Source organism: Ancylobacter sp. 3268 (assembly GCF_031456575.1).
In the GTDB taxonomy this organism is placed as follows: domain Bacteria; phylum Pseudomonadota; class Alphaproteobacteria; order Rhizobiales; family Xanthobacteraceae; genus Ancylobacter.
The window spans coordinates 173,817-190,207 of sequence record NZ_JAVDUX010000008.1 but is presented as its reverse complement, the minus strand read 5'-3'; the positions used below and the strand labels follow the sequence as shown (position 1 = coordinate 190,207).

The following is a 16,391-nucleotide window of genomic DNA, read 5'->3' as shown; positions in this document are numbered from 1 at the left end:
GGCGGAGCATGATGGACACAGCCGCAGAATTCATCGTGGTGATGGGCGTATCCGGCGCGGGCAAAAGCGAGATCGCCCAGCGGCTTGCCGGCGCGCTCGCAGCACCTTTCATCGAGGCCGACCGCCTGCACAGCGCGGAGAATGTCGCGCGCATGGCCCAGGGCATCGGGCTGACCGACGAGATGCGCTGGCCCTGGCTGGCGGCGGTCTGCGCCGCGGCGCGGGCGGAGCCGCAGCGCCCGGTGATCATCGCCTGCTCGGCGCTGCGCCGCGTCTATCGCGACTTCCTGCGCCGCCAACTGGGCGATGTGGGCTTCGTGTTCCTCGACGGTCCGCGTGAACTCATCGCCGAACGGCTTCGCGGGCGGCCGGCGCATTTTGCCACCACCTCGCTGCTCGAAAGCCAACTGGCGACGCTGGAGCCGCCGACCGGGGAAGCCGATACCTTTGCCGTCTCGCTTACCCTGGCGCCGGCGCAGATCGTCGACGCGGTGCTGCGGCGGGTGCAGCCGGCGGAAGCTCCGTCGCGCTGAGCGCGGCGCGGGCATTGCGACGGCGCATCTCCCATCCGGCCCGCTCGGCCCGCAGCCAATCGAGGAACAGCCGCACCTTGCGTTGCCGCAGATGCTCGTGCGGGCATACGATCCACTGCGTCACCAGCCGTATCGGCGGCGGGACCGCCACCGGGCAGATGAGCCGCCCGCTCTCCAGCTCGCGCTCCATCATCAGCGTGCTCTCGAGCGCGATGCCCATGCCGCCGGCGGCGGCGTCGATGGCCATGTGGCTGCGGTCGAACGACACCCGCGCCCAGCGCTCGCCCGGCTCCACCCCGGCAAGCGCGAACCAGCGCGGCCATTGCGCCTGCGATTTCACCGAATGGATCAGCCGGAAGCGCGGCAGCTCGGCGGCGGTGAGGCTGCCGGCCGGGGTGTAATCGGGCGAACAGGCCGGGAAGAAGTCTTCCTCAGCCAGGCCTTCGACGAACATGCCGGGCCAGCGCCCGTCGCCGTGACGAATTTCGATATCCACCACCTCGCGCCGGAAGGTGGTCGGCTCGTTGGTGCCGTCGATGCGGACGTCGAGATCGGGATTGCGGTCGAGAAAGGCGCCGAGCCGTGGCAACAGCCATTTGTTGGAAAGCGTCGGCGTCGCGCGCACGGTCAAGGTGGTGACCGAGCGATAGCCGCGGATGAGATTGGTCGCCTCGGCGATCCGCTCGACCTCGTCGGTGATGGTGGAGAAGTAGCGCTCGCCCGCCTCGGTGAGCATGACGCGGCGCCCGACCTTGCTCATCAGCGTCAGGCCGAGCTGGGTTTCCAGCATCTGGATCTGCTGGCTGACGGCGGAGGGCGTGACGCTCAGTTCCTCCGCCGCCTTGGAAATGCTGCCGAGGCGCGCGGCGGTATGAAACACGAAGATGGCGCGGATAGGCAGTTGCATCGCACACCGCTGGCTTTGATGACCCATCATAGAAGGCCCTGGCGGTTCCCGGCAAACGCCAACGAAACCCTCCGCCCGATGCTTCAGCGGCACGGCAGGAGATGCCGCGCCGACCGGAGCGGGCAGCCAGGCGTCTGCGGAAAGCGGGCATCGTCCGCGCCGCGCCCGCACGCCTCGCGCGACGCGCTTTACGAGCCGCGCCGCACGACGTCCGGCAACACCGCGCGGGCGCCGATCACGAATATCCGCACCGCATCAGCGATGATGTCGTCGAGATCCCGGGGCGCCGGCGCCTGGTACACATAGCGGCGGATCGCGATGTAGAAGATGCGGCCGTGCAGGCCCCAGAACATTTCCGTCTCACGCTCGGTGAGCGGCGCCTGCGCCACGTCCGGCAGGCCGAATTCGGCGCGCAGCTCGGCGCAGGCGGGCTCGATGACTTCGCGCCGGACGATGTCGAGGTAGCGGCTGGTGATGTCGACGGCCCGCAGGCCGGAGAACACGAAGATCCTCACCCAGTCATGGTCGAAGACCTGCTCGACATATTCCCGGTAGAACTGCTCCAACCGCTGGTCGAGCGGCCGTGACCGGTCGGCGATCAGCGGGCCCCAGGACGCCTTCCAGCGGCTGACATACACATGCTCGTAGACGCGCTCGATCAGCGCCTCCTTGCTGGGGAAATGGCGATAGATCGCCGAATGGGTAATGCCCATGCGCTTGGCGAGCTCGCGGGTCTGCCCCTCGAAGCCCTGCTCGGCGAAAAAGCGGATTGCCGCGTCCAGAATGGCCTGTTCGCGTTCCGGCGCCCGCATGTTGCGCCGGCGGGGGCGCGTCACCGTCAGCTCGTCCTCAGAAATCGTCATTCGCCTTCTCGTTATGCATTAACAAATATAACGATTTGATTTGCCTGCGCAATCTTGTGACCATTTGGTCATTTTATCTTGACGCCTCCCTCCTGTCGTGCGTTCATTTTGAGACCAGATGGTTACAAATCTGGACGGAAACGCAGCCAGGGAGTTCGGCGCCTTGAAAGCCCGAGCCTTCGATTATATCCGCCCCGCCACCGTCGCGGAGGCGCTTGCCGCCTTTGCCGAAGCGGAGGGCGACGCCAGCTATATCGCCGGCGGGCAGAGCTTGGTCCCGGCGCTGGCGCTGCGGCTGCAGGCGCCGGCGCGGCTGATCGACATCGGCCATATCGCCGCGTTGCGCGGCATCGCCGTCGAGGACGGCTGGCTGCGGCTGGGGGCGCTGACGCGCCATGTCGAGGCCCATGATCACCCGCTGATCGCGGCACATGCTCCGCTGCTGGCGCTCGCCGCCCCCCATGTCGCCCATCCGGCGATCCGCAACCGCGGCACGCTCGGCGGCAGCGTCGCCCTCGCCGACCCGGCGTCGGAATTCCCGGCGATGATGCTCGCCATGGAGGCGGAGATCGAGATCGCTGGGCCGGCCGGCACCCGGCGCGTGCCGGCCGAGACCTTCTTCCAGGATCTCTACCAGACGGCGCTCGAACCCGGCGAACTGCTCGCCGCGCTGCATATTCCCGTCGCGCAGCCGGAACATCGCTGCGCCTTCGACGAAATCGCCCGCCGCCGTGGCGACTATGCTCTGGTCGGCTGCGGCATCCGGCTCGCCCTGCCGCGGGACAGGGTGGAGGAGGCCCGCATCGCCTTCCTCGCCGTGGGGCCGACACCGATGCGGGCGCGGGCGGCGGAGACGGCGCTCGCCGGCGCCCGCCTCGACGCCGACGCCATTGCCCGGGCCCAGGCCGCGCTGGCGCAGGATCTCGATCCGCCGGAGGACAGCGAGGTGCCACCGGCGATGCGGCTGCATCTCTCCCGCGTGCTGCTCGGCCGCCTGCTCGGCCGGTTGCGCGGCCAGATCGCGGAGGCGGCATGAGCGCCCCCCTGCACGTCACCCTCACCGTCAATGGCGAGACGCTGAGCCGCCTTATCGAGCCGCGCGAGACGCTGGCCGATTTCCTGCGCCGAGATCTCGGCCTCACCGGCACCCATACCGGCTGTGAGATGGGGGTGTGCGGCGCCTGCCTCGTCCTGCTCGATGGCGTGCCGGTGCATGCCTGCCTGATCTTCGCGGTGCAGGCCGCCGGCGCCAACATCGCCACTGTGGAAGGATTGACGGAAAGCGCCGCCGTCACCGATCTCCAGCGCGCCTTCCATGAGCGCAACGCCCTGCAATGCGGCTTCTGCACACCGGGCATGCTGATCGCGGCGCAGGGGCTGCTCGACCGCACACCGATGCCGAGCCGCGCGGAAATCCGCGATGCCCTGTCGGGAAACTACTGCCGCTGCACCGGCTATGAGGCCATCGTCGACGCCATCGAGACCGTGGCGCGCAAACGGGCGGCGGGCGAGGCCGCGCCGCGCTTTGCGGAGGAGCCGGCATGAACGCCCCTCTCGGCAGCCTCGACCGCCCCAACTCCTATATCGGCCGCGCGGTGACCCGGCCGAACGCCAAGCGCCTGCTGGTCGGGCGCGGGCGCTATGTCACCGATCTCACATTGCCGCGCATGCTGCATGCCGCCTTCCTGCGCAGCCCCTATGCCCATGCCCGCATCGCCTCCATCGACGCGGAAGCCGCGCGCGCCATGCCGGGCGTGCGGCTCGTCGCCACCGGCGCCGATCTGGCGAAGCTGTGCGCGCCCTGGGTCGGCACGCTCGATCATTTCACCGGCATGAAGTCGGCGCCGCAATGGCCGTTGCCGCTGGAGGAGGTGCTGTGGTCCGGCCAGGCGGTGGTCGCCGTGGTCGCCGATACTCGCGCCCAGGCCGAGGACGCCGTCGAGGCCGTCCTCGTCGCGTTCGAGGAACTGCCGGTGGTCGCCGACATCGACGCCGCCCGCGAAGCCGGTGCCAACCGCGCGGCGGCCGGGATCGAGGACAATCTGTGTTTCCGCAGCCGTCTCGACACCGGCGGCATCGACGCCATCTTCGCCGGGGCCGCCCATGTGGTCGAGGAGGAGTTCCACTTCGGCCGCCATACGGCGGTGACGCTGGAGCCGCGCGCCATCCTCGCCGACTGGGACGCCAGCGAGGGCAAGCTCACCGTCCATCACGCCACCCAGACACCCTATCAGTTCCAGGACCTGTATTCCCGCCATTACGGCATACCGGAAGCCAGCGTGCGGGTGATCGCGCCCGATATCGGCGGCTCGTTCGGCATGAAGCTGCATGTCTATCACGAGGACATGGCGGTCATCGGCCTCAGCCTGCTGTGCCGCCGGCCGGTGAAATATGTCGCCGACCGCATGGAATCCTTCGTCTCCGACATCCACGCCCGCGACCACCGGGTGCGCGCCCGCATGGCGGTGGATGCCGGGGGAACCATCCTCGCCATGGATGTCGACGACGTCACCGCCATCGGCGCCTTCTCCGCCTATCCGCGCACCAGCGCGGTGGAGGGCAACCAGGTCATCCGGCTGATGGGCGCGCCCTACGGCTTCCGCAACTACCGGGCGGAGCTGGCGGTGGTGTTCCAGAACAAGGTGCAGACCAGCCAGTATCGCGCCGTCGGACACCCCATCGCCTGCACCGTCACCGAGCGACTGATCGACATGGCGGCCGTCCGCGCCGGCCTCGATCCGGCGGCGATGCGCGAGAAGAACCTCATTCCCGACGACGCCTATCCCTGCTCCTCGCCCACCGGCTACCGGTTCGAGGCGCTGTCGCACCAGGCGAGCCTCGCCAAGCTGAAAGCGCTGATGGACTATGACGGACTGCGCGCCGAGCAGGCGGCGCTGCGGGCGCGCGGCGTGTATCGCGGCATCGGCCTCGCCGCCTTCGTCGAGATTTCCAATCCGAGCCCGGCCTTTTACGGCATTGGCGGCGCCCGCATCTCGGCGCAGGACGGCGCCACCCTCAGCATCACCCCCTCCGGCGAGGTGCGCTGCCTGATTTCGGTGACCGAGCAGGGCCAGGGCACCGAGACCATCATCGGCCAGATCGTCGCCGATCAGCTCGGCGTGGCGCGGGAGAAGGTGCGGGTCGTCACCGGCGACACCGAGACGACGCCGCATGGCGGCGCGACCTGGGCCTGCCGAGGCGCCGGCATCGGCGGCGAGACGGCGCTGCAGGCCGCCCGCCGGCTGCGCGACAATGTGCTGGCGCTCGCCGCCGCCATCCTGCAGGCCCGGCCCGGCGATCTCGACCTGCGCGACGGGCTCATCGTCGATGCGCTCTCCGGCGCCGAGCGGATCCGCCTCGCCGAGGTGGCGCGCATCGCCTATTTCCGTTCGGATACGCTGCCGCCGGATGCGAGTGCGCAGCTGTCGATCACCCATCACTACGCGCCGCAGGGCTACCCCTTCGCCTTCACCAACGGCATCCAGGGCTGCCATGTCGAACTCGATGTCGAAACCGGCCTGGTCAAGATCCTGAAGCACTGGGTGGTGGAGGATTGCGGCCGCATCATCAACCCGCTGCTGGTCGACGAGCAGGTGCGCGGCGGCGTGGTGCAGGGACTCGGCGCCGCCTTCTTCGAGGAATGCCGCTACGACGCCGGCGGCCAGCTCACCAACGGCTCGCTCGCGGATTACCTCGTGCCGATGGCCGGCGAGATGCCCGACATCGTCGTCGGCCATATCGAGACCCCGACCGCCGACACCGCGCTCGGCGCCAAGGGCTGCGGCGAGGCCGGCACCGCCGCCGCCGCCGCCGCCGCGCTCAATGCCGTCAACGACGCCATGGCTCCCTTCGGGGCCAGCATTGCCCAGATACCGATGACACCGGCGCGACTTCTAAAGTCGTTCGGCAAGATCTGACGCCAAGCCACTGACAACGCACAAAACAACAATGACAAAAATGAAAATCCGCGGAGGAAACCATGACCAAGGGCCTGCCTACGCTTCCCATCACCCGCCGGCACGCGCTGGCCGGCTTCGCCGCCGGCACCGCCACGCTCGCCATGCCCGGCCTGCTGCGCGCGCAAAGTGAGACCATCCGCATCGGCTTTCCCACCCCGTTGACCGGCCCCTATGCCGCCGAGGCGAAGGACCAGGTGCGCAGCGCCGAGCTTGCGGTGAAGCTCGCCAACGACAAGGGCGGCATAGGCGGACGCAAGGTCGAGCTGCTGGTGCGCGACGACAAGATGAACGCTGGCGAGGCCGCCACCCGCACGCTTGAGCTGATCGAGAAGGAAAAGGTCCACGCCGTGGTCGGCTCGCTGTCGAGCGCGGTGCAGCTGGCGATCAACGAGGTCACCCGCGCCCGCGGCGTGATCTTCGTCTCGATCAGCCAGTCCGACACCATCAACGAGGTCAAGGACTTCAGCCGCTTCACCTTCCACGAGGCGCTGAACCCGCACATGACCACCGCCGCGGTCGCCAAGCACACCTTCAAGCCCGGCATGAAGATCGCCTATCTCGTCGCCGACTATGCCTTCGGCCATGAGATCCTGCGTGGCTTCAAGCGGGCGCAGGCGGCGATCGGCGCCACCAGCGTCGGCGAGATCCTGCACCCGATCGGCGCGCCCGACTATTCGACCTTCATGCCGCGGTTGCGTGCCATGAAGCCGGATATCCTCTGCATCTGCAATTTCGGTCGCGACCAGGCCAATTCGATCAAGCAGGCGGTGGATTTCGGTCTCAACAAGCAGGCCAGGATCGTGGTGCCGGTGCTGCTCTATACCCAGCGCCTCGGCATCGGCGCCGAGGCGTTCGAGGGAGTGATCGGCGGCGCCAACTACTATTGGCGGCTCCAGGACACCCTGCCCTCGGCGAAGGCCTTCAACGACGCCTACCGGGCCGCCTATAACGGCGCCTACCCCACCGATTACGGCGCCTATGGCTATACCGGCGTCTCCTCGCTGCTGCTCGCCATGGCGAAGGCGGGCGGCACCGACACCGACAAGGTGGTCGCAGCCCTTGAGGAGCTGAAATACGACGTCGCCAAAGGCCCGCAGCATTACCGCAAATGCGATCACCAGTCGGTGCAGTCGGTGCTGGTGCTGGAAGCCAAGGCCAAGGCCGATACGCCTGAGGAGGCCGATCCCTTCCGTATCCTCGCGGTGGAGCCGGCGTCGGAGGACATCCTGCGCAGCTGCGCCGAGCTCGGCTTCCCATCGTGAACCGCCACCTCGTCAGGGAGGCGCTGTGATGGATACCGAACTCATCGCCATGCAGTTGTTTTCCGGAGTCGCGCTCGGCGCGATCCTGGTCATGGTCGCGCTCGGCCTGTCGATCATCTTCGGCATGCTGGGCGTGGTGAACTTCGCCCATGGCGCCCTGTTCATGGTCGGCGCCTATGCCGGGCTCTGGATCGCTTCGCTCACCGGCAGCTTCTGGTGGGGGCTGCTCCTGGCCCCGCTGCTCGTCGGCGCCTTCGGCATGCTGATCGAGCGGGTGCTGATCCGTCCGCTCTACAAGCGCTCCATCGACGATCCGCTGCTGCTCACCTTCGGCCTCGCCTATGTGCTGGTGGAGGCGGTGCGCATCCTGTTCGGCAATGAAGGCATGCCCTTCCCCACCCCGCCGGAATTGTCCGGCGTCGCCGATCTCGGCATCGGCTACTTCCCGATCTACCGGCTGTTCGTCGTCGGCGTCGTCGCGGTGGTTCTCGTGCTGCTCTGGCTGGGGCTGGAGAAGACCAGGTTCGGCCTCATCGTTCGGGCCGGCGCCCGCGATCCCCAGATCATGCGGGTGCTCGGCGTCGATGTCGCGAAGGTGTGGCTCCTGGTGTTCGGCCTCGGCGTCGGGCTCACCGCGCTCGGGGGCGTGCTCGCGGCGCCGATGCGCAGCGTCGATCCGGAAATGGGGGCGCTGGTGCTGGCGGAGGCCTTCGTCGTCACCGTCATCGGCGGCATGGGCTCGCTGGTCGGTGCGGTGGTCGCTGGCCTGCTCATCGGCATCGCCATCAGCATGACGGCGCTGTTCGCCCCGGAAATGGCGACCATCGTGATGTTCGCCCTGATGGCCCTCGTGCTGCTGGTCCGCCCGCAAGGGCTGTTCGGCAAGCCCGGACGGGCATGAGGAGATGCCGGCATGACCGCTTCCGTCCACTCCGTCGCGCAGGTCATGGCCGGGCCTACCGGCCATCGCGGCTGGCGCGCCCGCCTCACCGCCTGGCGTGTGCCGCTCTCCATCCTGGTGCTGTGCCTGCTGCCCTGGGTGCTGCCCTCGCAGGCGCTGGCCGTCAACGTGCTGATCTACGGCCTGCTCGCCGTCGGCTACAATCTGCTGTTCGGCTATACTGGCCTGCTGTCCTTCGGCCATGCCGCCTTCTTCGGTGCCGGCGCCTATGCCGCCGGCATCGGCATCAGCCGGTTCGGCCTGCCGTGGTTCGCGGCGATCCCGTTCGGCATGCTGGTCGGCGGCGCCCTGGCCTTCGCCGTCGGGCTGCTGTCGATCCGCACCCGCGGCATCTATTTCTCGATGGTGACGCTGGCACTTGCGCAGCTCGTCTATTACGCAGCGCTGCAATCGTCCTCCATCACCGGCGGCGAGAACGGCCTGCGCGGCTTCACCGTCTCCCGGATCGAGTTGTTCGGCTGGTCGGTCGATTTCCTCGATCCGATCAAGAAATACTACGTGCTGATGGTGTTCGCCGCCGCGGCGCTGTGGCTGGTGTCGCGCGTGCTCGCCTCGCCCTTCGGCGCGGTGATCGAGGCCATCCGCGAGAACGAGACCCGGGCCCGCGCCTGCGGCTACGATGTCGAGCGCACCAAGGTGATGGCCTTCACCCTGTCGGGGCTGGTCTGCGCACTGGCCGGCACGCTGTTCGCGCTGCACCTCGCCATCGTGCCGCTGGATACGCTGGGCATCCAGACCTCCGGCATGATCGTGATGATGACGCTGCTCGGCGGCGCCGGCAGCTTCTTCGGTCCCTTCGTCGGTGCCCTCGCCTTCCTGCTGATGGAGGACGTGGTGGCGCTGTGGACGCCGCACTGGCAGATCGTCGTCGGCACCGTATTCATCCTGTTCGTGCTGTTCCTGCCCAAGGGCATCTGGGGCACGCTCCTCGCCTGGAGGGTCGGCCGATGAGCGCGCCGCTTCTCGCGGTCGAGAATATCGGCCGGCGCTTCGGCGGCTTCGTCGCGCTGGAGGGCGTCACCGCCGCCTTCGAGCGGAACAAGGTCACCGCGATCATCGGCCCCAACGGCGCCGGCAAGAGCACCTTCTTCAACCTGCTCTCCGGCGTGCTGGCGCCCTCCACCGGCGCGATCCGCTTCAAGGGCCGCGACATTACCGGCACGCCGCAGCACCGCTTCGTGCATCTCGGCATCGCCCGCTCCTATCAGATCACCAACATCTTCCCCGAGCTGTCGGTGCACGAGAATGTCCGCGTCGCCGCGCAGGCGTTCCGCAGCCGCTACAATATCTGGCGCAACCGCGCGGCGATGGCCGAGCTCGACGCCAGCGCCGATGCCGCACTGGCGGCGGTGGGGCTTGCCGGCCGGGGCGCGGTGACGGCGAAGTTCCTCGCCCATGGCCAGCAGCGGGCGCTGGAGATCGCCATCGCGCTGGTCGCCGATCCCGAATTGCTGCTGCTCGACGAGCCGACCGCCGGCATGGGACCGGAGGAAACCCGCGACATGGTCGCGCTGCTGGAGAAGCTGGCGGCCGATCGCACCATCCTGCTGGTCGAGCACAAGATGAAGATGATCCTTGGCCTCAGCGACCGCATCCTGGTGCTGCATCACGGCCGGCTGATCGCCGATGGCAGCCCGCAGCACATCCAGACGGACCCGGAGGTCCGCCGCGTCTATCTGGGACAGAACGATGGCTATGCTTGAGATCGAGGGCCTCAACGCCTGGTATGGCGCCAGCCATGTGCTGCACGGCCTGTCGCTGGCGGTGGAGCCGGGCGAGATCGTCGCGCTGGTCGGCCGCAACGGCGCCGGCAAGACCACCACCATCCGCTCCATCATGGGGCTGATGCCGAAGGCGACCGGCGCGGTGCGTTTCGCCGGCACCGAGCTCCTGGCGCTGCCCGCCCATGCCCGGTTCCGGCTCGGCCTCGCCTATGTACCGGAGGAGCGGCGCATCGTGCCGGGGCTGTCGGTGCGGGAGAACCTCCAGCTCGGCCTTCTCGCCGCCAGGGGATCCATCGACGAGCGGGCGGCCATCGACGAGATCGCCCGCACCTTCCCGCGGCTCAAGGAGCGGCTGGACCAGCAGGGTGTCACCCTGTCCGGCGGCGAACAGCAGATGCTCGCCATCGCCCGCGCCATGATCGCCGGCCCGCGCATGATCCTGCTCGACGAACCCTCGGAAGGCATCATGCCGGTGCTGGTCGAGGAGATGGGCGCGCTGTTCCGTCGCCTGCGCGACGAGGGCGTGACGCTGCTGCTGGTCGAGCAGAACGTCGAATGGGCGCTGCGGCTTGCCGACCGCGCCGTCATCATCGACCAGGGCGAGATCGTCCACCGCAGCACTGCGGCAGCGCTGCTCGCCGACAAGGCCATTCAGGAACGCTACTGCGCGGTCTAGAGCATTTTCGAGCGAGGAGGATACCGGATCGCGGCAGGAGACTGCGCTCCGGAAAAACGTGGACGGCTTCGGAGGACATCAATGGATATTACCGGCGAACACCGCATCGCGGCATCGCGCGAGGCCGTCTGGGCCACGCTGTTCGACGTCGAGGCGCTGAAGGCCTGCATTCCCGGCTGCAAGGAGCTTGAGCGCACCTCGCCGACCAGCTTCAAAGCCAAGGTGCAGCTCAAGATCGGCCCGGTCTCGGCCACCTTCGCCGGCACGGTCGAGTTGCAGGACATTGATGCGCCACAGGGCTGCCGCATCGTCGGCCAGGGCAATGGCGGCGTCGCCGGCTTCGCCAAGGGCGCATCGGAAGTGACCCTCGCCGCCGATGGAGAGGAAACCGTGCTGAGCTACGTCGCCAGGGCCGAGATCGGCGGCAAGCTCGCCTCGCTGGGCGGGCGCCTGGTGCGGGCGACCTCGCGCAAACTGGCCGACCAGTTCTTCTCAAGCCTCACCGAGCGGCTGGCCGCGCCATGACCGATGCGGACCTCCAGCGCTTCGTCACGGCTCAGGACCTGGTGATCGGGCAGGTCGAGGCGGAGCTGGCGGCCGGCGAGAAGCGGACCCATTGGATGTGGTTCGTCTTTCCGCAGCTGATCGGCCTCGGCTCCTCGCCGAACGCCCGGCGCTTCGCCATCGCCGATCTCGACCAGGCGCGGCGCTATCTCGCCGATCCCGTCCTTGGCGAACGCCTGCGGCGCCATGTGCGCGCGCTGCTCCGGCACCAAGGCATGCCGATCGGGGAAATCCTGGCCAAGCCTGACGATCTCAAGTTCCGCTCCTGCCTGACGCTGTTCCGGGCGGCGTCGACGGCGCCGGACGACACCCGGCTTTTCGACGCCGGGCTGCGCCAGTTCTATCAAGGCGCGCCCGATCCCGGCACGCTCGAACGGCTGCCCGCGTCCTGAGCGGCCTGCGCCCCCACGCAAAGGTATCCGGCGAGGCACCCGTGGCGAAGCGAGCGTGGGGGAGATCGACCAGGGTGCCGCCGCGCGCGGCGAAGCCGATAAGGCTCATCGCGCTGTCGACCGGCGGCGCCAACGCCGGCGAGGATTCACGGCAGGACATGTTTCAAAATGGCCTGCTGCCGCAGCACCACCTGGCGAAGGATGTGGCTCGCCTTCACGTGATCGGTATAGATCGCTGCCGAACCGGCACGGCCGGCCAGCAGGCGCTTGGCGAGCGAGGCATCGTCCCGCGTCACCCGCACCGCGAATGGCGCGGCCTCGACCGCCCTCGGCTCCAACGCGGTCCCCGACGGCGCCGTCTGCCCGCCGGCGATCGCCTGGAGCACCGTTTCCACCCGGCCGGCGAATAGCTGACCAAGGAGAAACCTGAAGCTCAGCTCGACCTCGTGCCCGGGCTCGACGGAGCGGCGTCCATCTGCGGCACCTCGACGACCATAAGCGTCTCCGACGCGTCGATGAATGCCATTGCCGACGATCGCGAGGTTGGGTCAACTTGGCCGGGACGTCTCGCCGCCCCCGGCTGGACTCTCGCTTTATTCATGCATATACAGTACCTGTTTAAAAAACAGGCGCACCGTGGCGTGAAAATAGCCATTTTCCCGACCGTGCGCCGCCTTCCGTCCACCCCTCGAGCGGGGCCGCTGATCCTCCCTTTCAGCGCAATGCATTTGGAGCAGGCCTTGTCAGCCTTTGCACGCCTGCGACTGTTTCGACCGATCCTGGCCGGTGCCACGCTGCGTGATCGCGCCCTGGCCTGCTTCGGTGCCTTGATCGGAATCGGCCTGTCGGCGGTGATCGGCGGCGTCGCCGCGGCGGATTTCAACCATCTGGTATGGATCGTCCCGCCGATGGGCGCGTCGGCGGTGTTGCTGTTCGCGGTGCCGGCGAGCCCGATGGCGCAGCCCTGGCCGGCCATCGGCGGCAACGTGATCTCCGCCGCCATCGGCGTCGCCGTCGGCCATTTCATGCCACTCACCGCGCTCTCGGCCGGGCTGGCCGTGGCGCTGGCTATCGGCATCATGTCGCTGCTGCGGTGCCTCCACCCTCCCGGCGGCGCCGCCGCGCTGGTCGGGCTGTTCATCGGCGGATCGTCGAGCCTGCTGTTTCCCTTCGTGCCGGTCGGGCTGAATGCCGTCGTGCTGGTGGCAAGCGCCTGGCTCTATCATCGGGTGTCCGGCCACAGCTACCCGCATGTCGCCGCCCCGCCGCAGCCGGCCCGCGCGCGGGATTTGCCCTGGACCATCAGCAAGGCCGACATCGCGGCGACGCTGGCAGAGTTCGGCGAGGCCTTCGATATCGGGGCGGAGGATCTCGAGGAGCTGGTCCGCCATATCGAAAGGCGGGCGGTCGCGCGTTCCTACCATCAGCTGAACTGTGCCAACCTGATGGTGAAGAACGTCATCAGCGTGCCGGAAGACGCCTCGCCCGACCAGGCCCGTGCCCTGCTGGTCAAGCGCGACATCCGCCGGCTGGCGGTGGTCGATGCCGAGGGACGCCTCGTCGGTTCCATCGGCCTGCGCGAGCTCGTGCGGCCGGCGGCACAGGTGCGGGAGGCGATGACCCCGGCGGCCGCGGCGGCGCCCGCATCGCCGGCGATCGATCTCTTGGAACGCTACGCCCGCGACCGGGTGCACGCGGTGTTCATCGTCGATGCGGACCGCCGGCCGGTAGGAGTGGTCACGGAGGCGGACTGGCTCCACGTACTGACGCGCGGCCTCGGCTAGGCTGCGGCCTCCGCGCACACCGGATGCTGAGGCGGGCCGCCCTCAGTTCGGCGCGGGCAGCGACAGCGAGGGTCCGCCGGCACCCTGTGGCGCGAACAACACCGATTGCAGGCTGTGGGCGATCCGCAAGGCTCGCAGCTTCAGGGCCTGCGCCGCTGCCGGTTCCATGAGCTCGTCGGCGGTCTGGCCCCACAGGGCGAGCCAGCGCCCGAACAGCGCGGGAGAGATGCGGTCGCGATGCTTGAAATGCGCCGGCACCGGCCGGCCCTTGTACCGGCCGCTGGCCAGCATCACCGAGGACCAGAAGGCCGCCAGCGTGTCGAGATGCGCCGGCCAGTCCGACACCGCATCGGCGAAAACCGGCCCGAGCTCGGCATCCGTGCGGACGCGGGCGTAGAATGCCTCGACCAGTGCCTTCAACCCCGGCTCGTCCAACCGACAAACCGTCATGATCCGCCTCACCATTACCGACACTTCATCTATATGCCGGCGGAAAAACATGCAAACATCGTACATCCTTTTCACGCGGAGCCGACATGCGCCTGACGCGCTACACCGATTACGCGATGCGGGTGCTGCTGTATCTCGGCTCGCACCCGGATCGGCTGTGCTCGATCGCCGAGATCGCCCGCGCCTACGCCATTTCGCAGAACCACCTGATGAAGGTGGTCAATGATCTGGTGAATGCCGACTATCTGCAGAGCGTGCGCGGCCGCTCCGGCGGCGTCCGGCTGGCGCGGCCGGCCGGCGACATCAATGTCGGTGCGCTGATCCGGCATACCGAGGACGATTTCGACCTTGTCGGCTGCGGCAGCTGCATCATCTCGCCGGCCTGCGGCCTGACATGCGTGCTCGACGAGGCCTTGCAGGCCTTCCTCGCGACTCTCGATCGCTATTCGCTAGCCGATGTGTTGAGCAGGCGCGGCGACTTCCGGCACCTTTTGAAGGCATCGTAGTCGTCGCGCCCGTGCCGGCCGACGGTGGAGGCGCCGCCGCCGATCGGGTTACGTCGGCGCGCAAAATGTAATCTGTAATTATTGATATGAGATGACTGATGCGATAACGTCGCCGCAATAAGGAGCGGACGCCACGCTCCACGCAAAAACCCATGGGAAGAGGAAAACGATGCCGAAACATGCCCTTACTGCGCTTGCTCTCTGCCTCGGCCTTGCGGTGCCGAGCGTGGCGCTCGCCGAGTGGAAGCCGAACCGTCCGGTGGAATTCGTGGCGGCGGCCGGTCCCGGCGGCGGCACCGACACCTTCGCCCGCGTGGTGCAGTCGGCGCTCAGCAAGAACGAGTTGCTGACGACGCCGATCATCGTCAGCAACAAGGCCGGCGGCTCGGGCGCCGAAACCTTCATCTACGCCAAGTCGAACAAGGGCGATCCCTACAAGCTGTATTTCGGCACCCAGGACGCCTATGTACTGCCGCTGGCCAACAAGCTTTCCTACGGCCTTAAGGACCTCACTCCCGTCGCGGCGATGGTGTTCGATCCCTTCATGCTGTGGGTGAACCCCAAGACCTCCGGCATCGAGGACGTGAAGGGCTTCATCGCCAAGGCGAAGGAAAATCCCGGCCAGCTCAAGCTCGGCGGCGCCAAGGCGAAGGAAGCCGACGAGACGCTGATGACGCTCGTCGAAAACGCGGCCGGCATCGACCTCACCTACATCCCCTACAAGAGCGGCAGCGAGGCGGCGATCCAGGTCGCCGGCGGGCACATCACCGCCAATGTCAACAATCCCAGCGAGAGCGTCGAGCAGTGGAAGGCCGGCGTTCAGAAGCCGCTCTGCGTCTTCGAAAACGAGCGCCTCGCCGACACCACCGTGATCGCCGACGGCATGTCCTGGCATGACATCCCGACCTGCAAGGAAGCCGGCATCGCTGTCGACAGCTTCGCCCAGCCCCGCACCATCTGGGCGGCGGCGGACCTGCCGCCGGAAGCACTGGCCTATTACACCAACCTGTTCACCAAGGCGGCGGCCGCGCCGGAGTTCAAGGCCTACCAGGAGCGCGGCGCCCAGATCCCGCGCCTGCTGACCGGCGACGCCTTCAAGGACTTCATCAAGAAGCACGAGGCGAGCTACGTCGAGATCTACAAGCGCAACGGCTGGCTGCGCGCCGAGCAGTGAGGCACTTCGAGGTCGTCCCGCGCTCGTTCCCCCCGCGGACGATCCCCTTGCGGACGGCGCTCAGTCGCCGTCCGTCCTTCCCTCCCGCCGCGTCGGAGTGAGGCATATGGATATTTCGCGCAGCACCATGGACATCGCCGCCGCCTGCGTCACCGCCGCCGTCGGCGCGGTGGTCTGCTACGGCGCCACGCTGAACGGCATCGCCTGGGGCGCTTCGGGGCCGGAGCCCGGCTATTTCCCCTTCTATGTCGGCTGCCTGATCATCATCGGCAGCGCCGGCACCATCGTGCAGACGCTGCTGCGCCGCAATGCGGCAGGGCACATGCCCGGACATGCCGACGCGGATTCCTTCCTCGATGGCGGGCGGCTGCGCACCATCGTCGCCTTCTTCCTGCCGATCGTCGCCATGGTCGCGGTCTCGGCCTGGCTCGGCCTCTATGTCGGCATGGCGCTCTACATCTTCTACGCCCTGCGCATCGCCGCCGGCTTCCGCACCCCCACCGCGCTGCTGGCGGCGCTGGCGGTGGTGGCGGTGAACTTCGTCATCTTCGAGAAGCTGTTCATGGTCCCGCTGCTCAAGGGGCCGATCCTCGAAGCCTTCGGCATCTACTGACGAACAAAAAACCGCGGCAAAAA

At 67.9% G+C, this 16,391-nt stretch carries 19 protein-coding genes; 15 read left to right on the top strand and 4 right to left on the bottom strand.

Annotation, left to right across the window (positions count from 1 at the left end; translation table 11 throughout):
- Positions 1–8 precede the first annotated feature (8 nt).
- Positions 9–533 carry a gluconokinase gene (locus J2X65_RS13560; protein WP_310201811.1) on the top strand — a complete coding sequence of 175 codons (525 nt, stop codon included), beginning with the start codon at positions 9–11 and terminating at the stop codon, positions 531–533.
- Here J2X65_RS13560 and J2X65_RS13555 read toward each other — a convergent pair.
- Positions 460–1,440 carry a LysR substrate-binding domain-containing protein gene (locus tag J2X65_RS13555; RefSeq protein ID WP_310201809.1) on the bottom strand — a complete coding sequence of 327 codons (981 nt, stop codon included), beginning with the start codon at positions 1,438–1,440 and terminating at the stop codon, positions 460–462. The two genes, J2X65_RS13560 and J2X65_RS13555, sit on opposite strands and share 74 nt — an antisense overlap.
- A 188-nt stretch (positions 1,441–1,628) precedes the next feature.
- Entirely contained in the window at positions 1,629–2,252 is a 624-nt protein-coding gene (locus tag J2X65_RS13550) for a TetR/AcrR family transcriptional regulator (protein ID WP_310201901.1), read from the bottom strand.
- Between the two features lie 214 nt (positions 2,253–2,466).
- Here J2X65_RS13550 and J2X65_RS13545 point away from each other — a divergent pair, with 214 nt between their 5' ends.
- From J2X65_RS13545 to J2X65_RS13500, 10 genes are all read left to right on the top strand, one after another.
- A complete protein-coding gene (locus J2X65_RS13545; protein WP_310201807.1) occupies positions 2,467–3,339 on the top strand; it encodes an FAD binding domain-containing protein in 873 nt (290 codons plus the stop codon).
- Positions 3,336–3,848: a 2Fe-2S iron-sulfur cluster-binding protein gene (locus tag J2X65_RS13540; RefSeq protein WP_310201805.1), complete on the top strand. Its 513-nt coding sequence runs from the start codon at positions 3,336–3,338 to the stop codon at positions 3,846–3,848. The genes J2X65_RS13545 and J2X65_RS13540 overlap by 4 nt, the downstream gene beginning before the upstream one ends.
- Positions 3,845–6,220 (top strand): xanthine dehydrogenase family protein molybdopterin-binding subunit, encoded by a 2,376-nt coding sequence (locus J2X65_RS13535; protein ID WP_310201803.1) that lies wholly within the window; start codon positions 3,845–3,847, stop codon positions 6,218–6,220. Before J2X65_RS13540 ends, J2X65_RS13535 begins: the two co-directional genes overlap by 4 nt.
- Positions 6,221–6,282: 62 nt before the next feature.
- Positions 6,283–7,524: an ABC transporter substrate-binding protein gene (locus tag J2X65_RS13530; protein WP_310201801.1), complete on the top strand. Its 1,242-nt coding sequence runs from the start codon at positions 6,283–6,285 to the stop codon at positions 7,522–7,524.
- 28 nt (positions 7,525–7,552) lie between these two features.
- Positions 7,553–8,425 carry a branched-chain amino acid ABC transporter permease gene (locus tag J2X65_RS13525; protein ID WP_310201799.1) on the top strand — a complete coding sequence of 291 codons (873 nt, stop codon included), beginning with the start codon at positions 7,553–7,555 and terminating at the stop codon, positions 8,423–8,425.
- Between the two features lie 45 nt (positions 8,426–8,470).
- Positions 8,471–9,436: a branched-chain amino acid ABC transporter permease gene (locus J2X65_RS13520; protein ID WP_310201898.1), complete on the top strand. Its 966-nt coding sequence runs from the start codon at positions 8,471–8,473 to the stop codon at positions 9,434–9,436.
- Complete coding sequence (locus J2X65_RS13515; protein WP_310201797.1) at positions 9,433–10,188, top strand: ABC transporter ATP-binding protein; 756 nt, start codon at positions 9,433–9,435, stop codon at positions 10,186–10,188. Before J2X65_RS13520 ends, J2X65_RS13515 begins: the two co-directional genes overlap by 4 nt.
- On the top strand, positions 10,181–10,885 hold the full coding sequence (locus J2X65_RS13510; RefSeq protein WP_310201896.1) for an ABC transporter ATP-binding protein: 705 nt from the start codon (positions 10,181–10,183) through the stop codon (positions 10,883–10,885). Before J2X65_RS13515 ends, J2X65_RS13510 begins: the two co-directional genes overlap by 8 nt.
- Before the next feature lie 81 nt (positions 10,886–10,966).
- Complete coding sequence (locus tag J2X65_RS13505; RefSeq protein WP_310201795.1) at positions 10,967–11,410, top strand: carbon monoxide dehydrogenase subunit G; 444 nt, start codon at positions 10,967–10,969, stop codon at positions 11,408–11,410.
- Positions 11,407–11,841 carry a DUF1810 domain-containing protein gene (locus tag J2X65_RS13500; protein WP_310201793.1) on the top strand — a complete coding sequence of 145 codons (435 nt, stop codon included), beginning with the start codon at positions 11,407–11,409 and terminating at the stop codon, positions 11,839–11,841. The genes J2X65_RS13505 and J2X65_RS13500 overlap by 4 nt, the downstream gene beginning before the upstream one ends.
- Positions 11,842–11,987: 146 nt before the next feature.
- On the opposite strand, the gene J2X65_RS13495 is transcribed toward J2X65_RS13500, so the two are convergent.
- Positions 11,988–12,227 carry a hypothetical protein gene (locus J2X65_RS13495; RefSeq protein ID WP_310201791.1) on the bottom strand — a complete coding sequence of 80 codons (240 nt, stop codon included), beginning with the start codon at positions 12,225–12,227 and terminating at the stop codon, positions 11,988–11,990.
- Positions 12,228–12,581: 354 nt separating this feature from the next.
- Here J2X65_RS13495 and J2X65_RS13490 point away from each other — a divergent pair, with 354 nt between their 5' ends.
- The gene (locus J2X65_RS13490; RefSeq protein WP_310201789.1) at positions 12,582–13,625 is read left to right on the top strand and encodes an HPP family protein; all 1,044 of its coding nucleotides are present in this window, start codon (positions 12,582–12,584) and stop codon (positions 13,623–13,625) included.
- A gap of 42 nt (positions 13,626–13,667) precedes the next feature.
- On the opposite strand, the gene J2X65_RS13485 is transcribed toward J2X65_RS13490, so the two are convergent.
- The gene (locus tag J2X65_RS13485; protein ID WP_310201787.1) at positions 13,668–14,075 is read right to left on the bottom strand and encodes a group III truncated hemoglobin; all 408 of its coding nucleotides are present in this window, start codon (positions 14,073–14,075) and stop codon (positions 13,668–13,670) included.
- Positions 14,076–14,161: 86 nt separating this feature from the next.
- Here J2X65_RS13485 and J2X65_RS13480 point away from each other — a divergent pair, with 86 nt between their 5' ends.
- The 3 genes from J2X65_RS13480 (at position 14,162) to J2X65_RS13470 (ending at position 16,368) form a co-directional block, all read left to right on the top strand.
- The gene (locus J2X65_RS13480; protein WP_310201785.1) at positions 14,162–14,581 is read left to right on the top strand and encodes an Rrf2 family transcriptional regulator; all 420 of its coding nucleotides are present in this window, start codon (positions 14,162–14,164) and stop codon (positions 14,579–14,581) included.
- A 169-nt stretch (positions 14,582–14,750) separates the two neighbouring features.
- Positions 14,751–15,755 (top strand): tripartite tricarboxylate transporter substrate binding protein, encoded by a 1,005-nt coding sequence (locus J2X65_RS13475; RefSeq protein WP_310201783.1) that lies wholly within the window; start codon positions 14,751–14,753, stop codon positions 15,753–15,755.
- A 106-nt stretch (positions 15,756–15,861) separates the two neighbouring features.
- The gene (locus J2X65_RS13470) at positions 15,862–16,368 is read left to right on the top strand and encodes a tripartite tricarboxylate transporter TctB family protein (RefSeq protein ID WP_310201781.1); all 507 of its coding nucleotides are present in this window, start codon (positions 15,862–15,864) and stop codon (positions 16,366–16,368) included.
- Positions 16,369–16,391 lie beyond the last annotated feature (23 nt).

Coding starts and splice junctions, on each gene's coding strand:
- J2X65_RS13470 (WP_310201781.1), top strand. CDS start 15,862: ATGGATATTTCGCGCAGCACCATGGACATCGCCGCCGCCTGCGTCACC.
- J2X65_RS13505 (WP_310201795.1), top strand. CDS start 10,967: ATGGATATTACCGGCGAACACCGCATCGCGGCATCGCGCGAGGCCGTC.
- J2X65_RS13525 (WP_310201799.1), top strand. CDS start 7,553: ATGGATACCGAACTCATCGCCATGCAGTTGTTTTCCGGAGTCGCGCTC.
- J2X65_RS13485 (WP_310201787.1), bottom strand. CDS start 14,075: ATGACGGTTTGTCGGTTGGACGAGCCGGGGTTGAAGGCACTGGTCGAG.
- J2X65_RS13555 (WP_310201809.1), bottom strand. CDS start 1,440: ATGCAACTGCCTATCCGCGCCATCTTCGTGTTTCATACCGCCGCGCGC.
- J2X65_RS13535 (WP_310201803.1), top strand. CDS start 3,845: ATGAACGCCCCTCTCGGCAGCCTCGACCGCCCCAACTCCTATATCGGC.
- J2X65_RS13540 (WP_310201805.1), top strand. CDS start 3,336: ATGAGCGCCCCCCTGCACGTCACCCTCACCGTCAATGGCGAGACGCTG.
- J2X65_RS13515 (WP_310201797.1), top strand. CDS start 9,433: ATGAGCGCGCCGCTTCTCGCGGTCGAGAATATCGGCCGGCGCTTCGGC.
- J2X65_RS13510 (WP_310201896.1), top strand. CDS start 10,181: ATGCTTGAGATCGAGGGCCTCAACGCCTGGTATGGCGCCAGCCATGTG.
- J2X65_RS13530 (WP_310201801.1), top strand. CDS start 6,283: ATGACCAAGGGCCTGCCTACGCTTCCCATCACCCGCCGGCACGCGCTG.
- J2X65_RS13480 (WP_310201785.1), top strand. CDS start 14,162: ATGCGCCTGACGCGCTACACCGATTACGCGATGCGGGTGCTGCTGTAT.
- J2X65_RS13475 (WP_310201783.1), top strand. CDS start 14,751: ATGCCGAAACATGCCCTTACTGCGCTTGCTCTCTGCCTCGGCCTTGCG.
- J2X65_RS13550 (WP_310201901.1), bottom strand. CDS start 2,252: ATGCGGGCGCCGGAACGCGAACAGGCCATTCTGGACGCGGCAATCCGC.
- J2X65_RS13500 (WP_310201793.1), top strand. CDS start 11,407: ATGACCGATGCGGACCTCCAGCGCTTCGTCACGGCTCAGGACCTGGTG.
- J2X65_RS13520 (WP_310201898.1), top strand. CDS start 8,471: ATGGCCGGGCCTACCGGCCATCGCGGCTGGCGCGCCCGCCTCACCGCC.
- J2X65_RS13560 (WP_310201811.1), top strand. CDS start 9: ATGATGGACACAGCCGCAGAATTCATCGTGGTGATGGGCGTATCCGGC.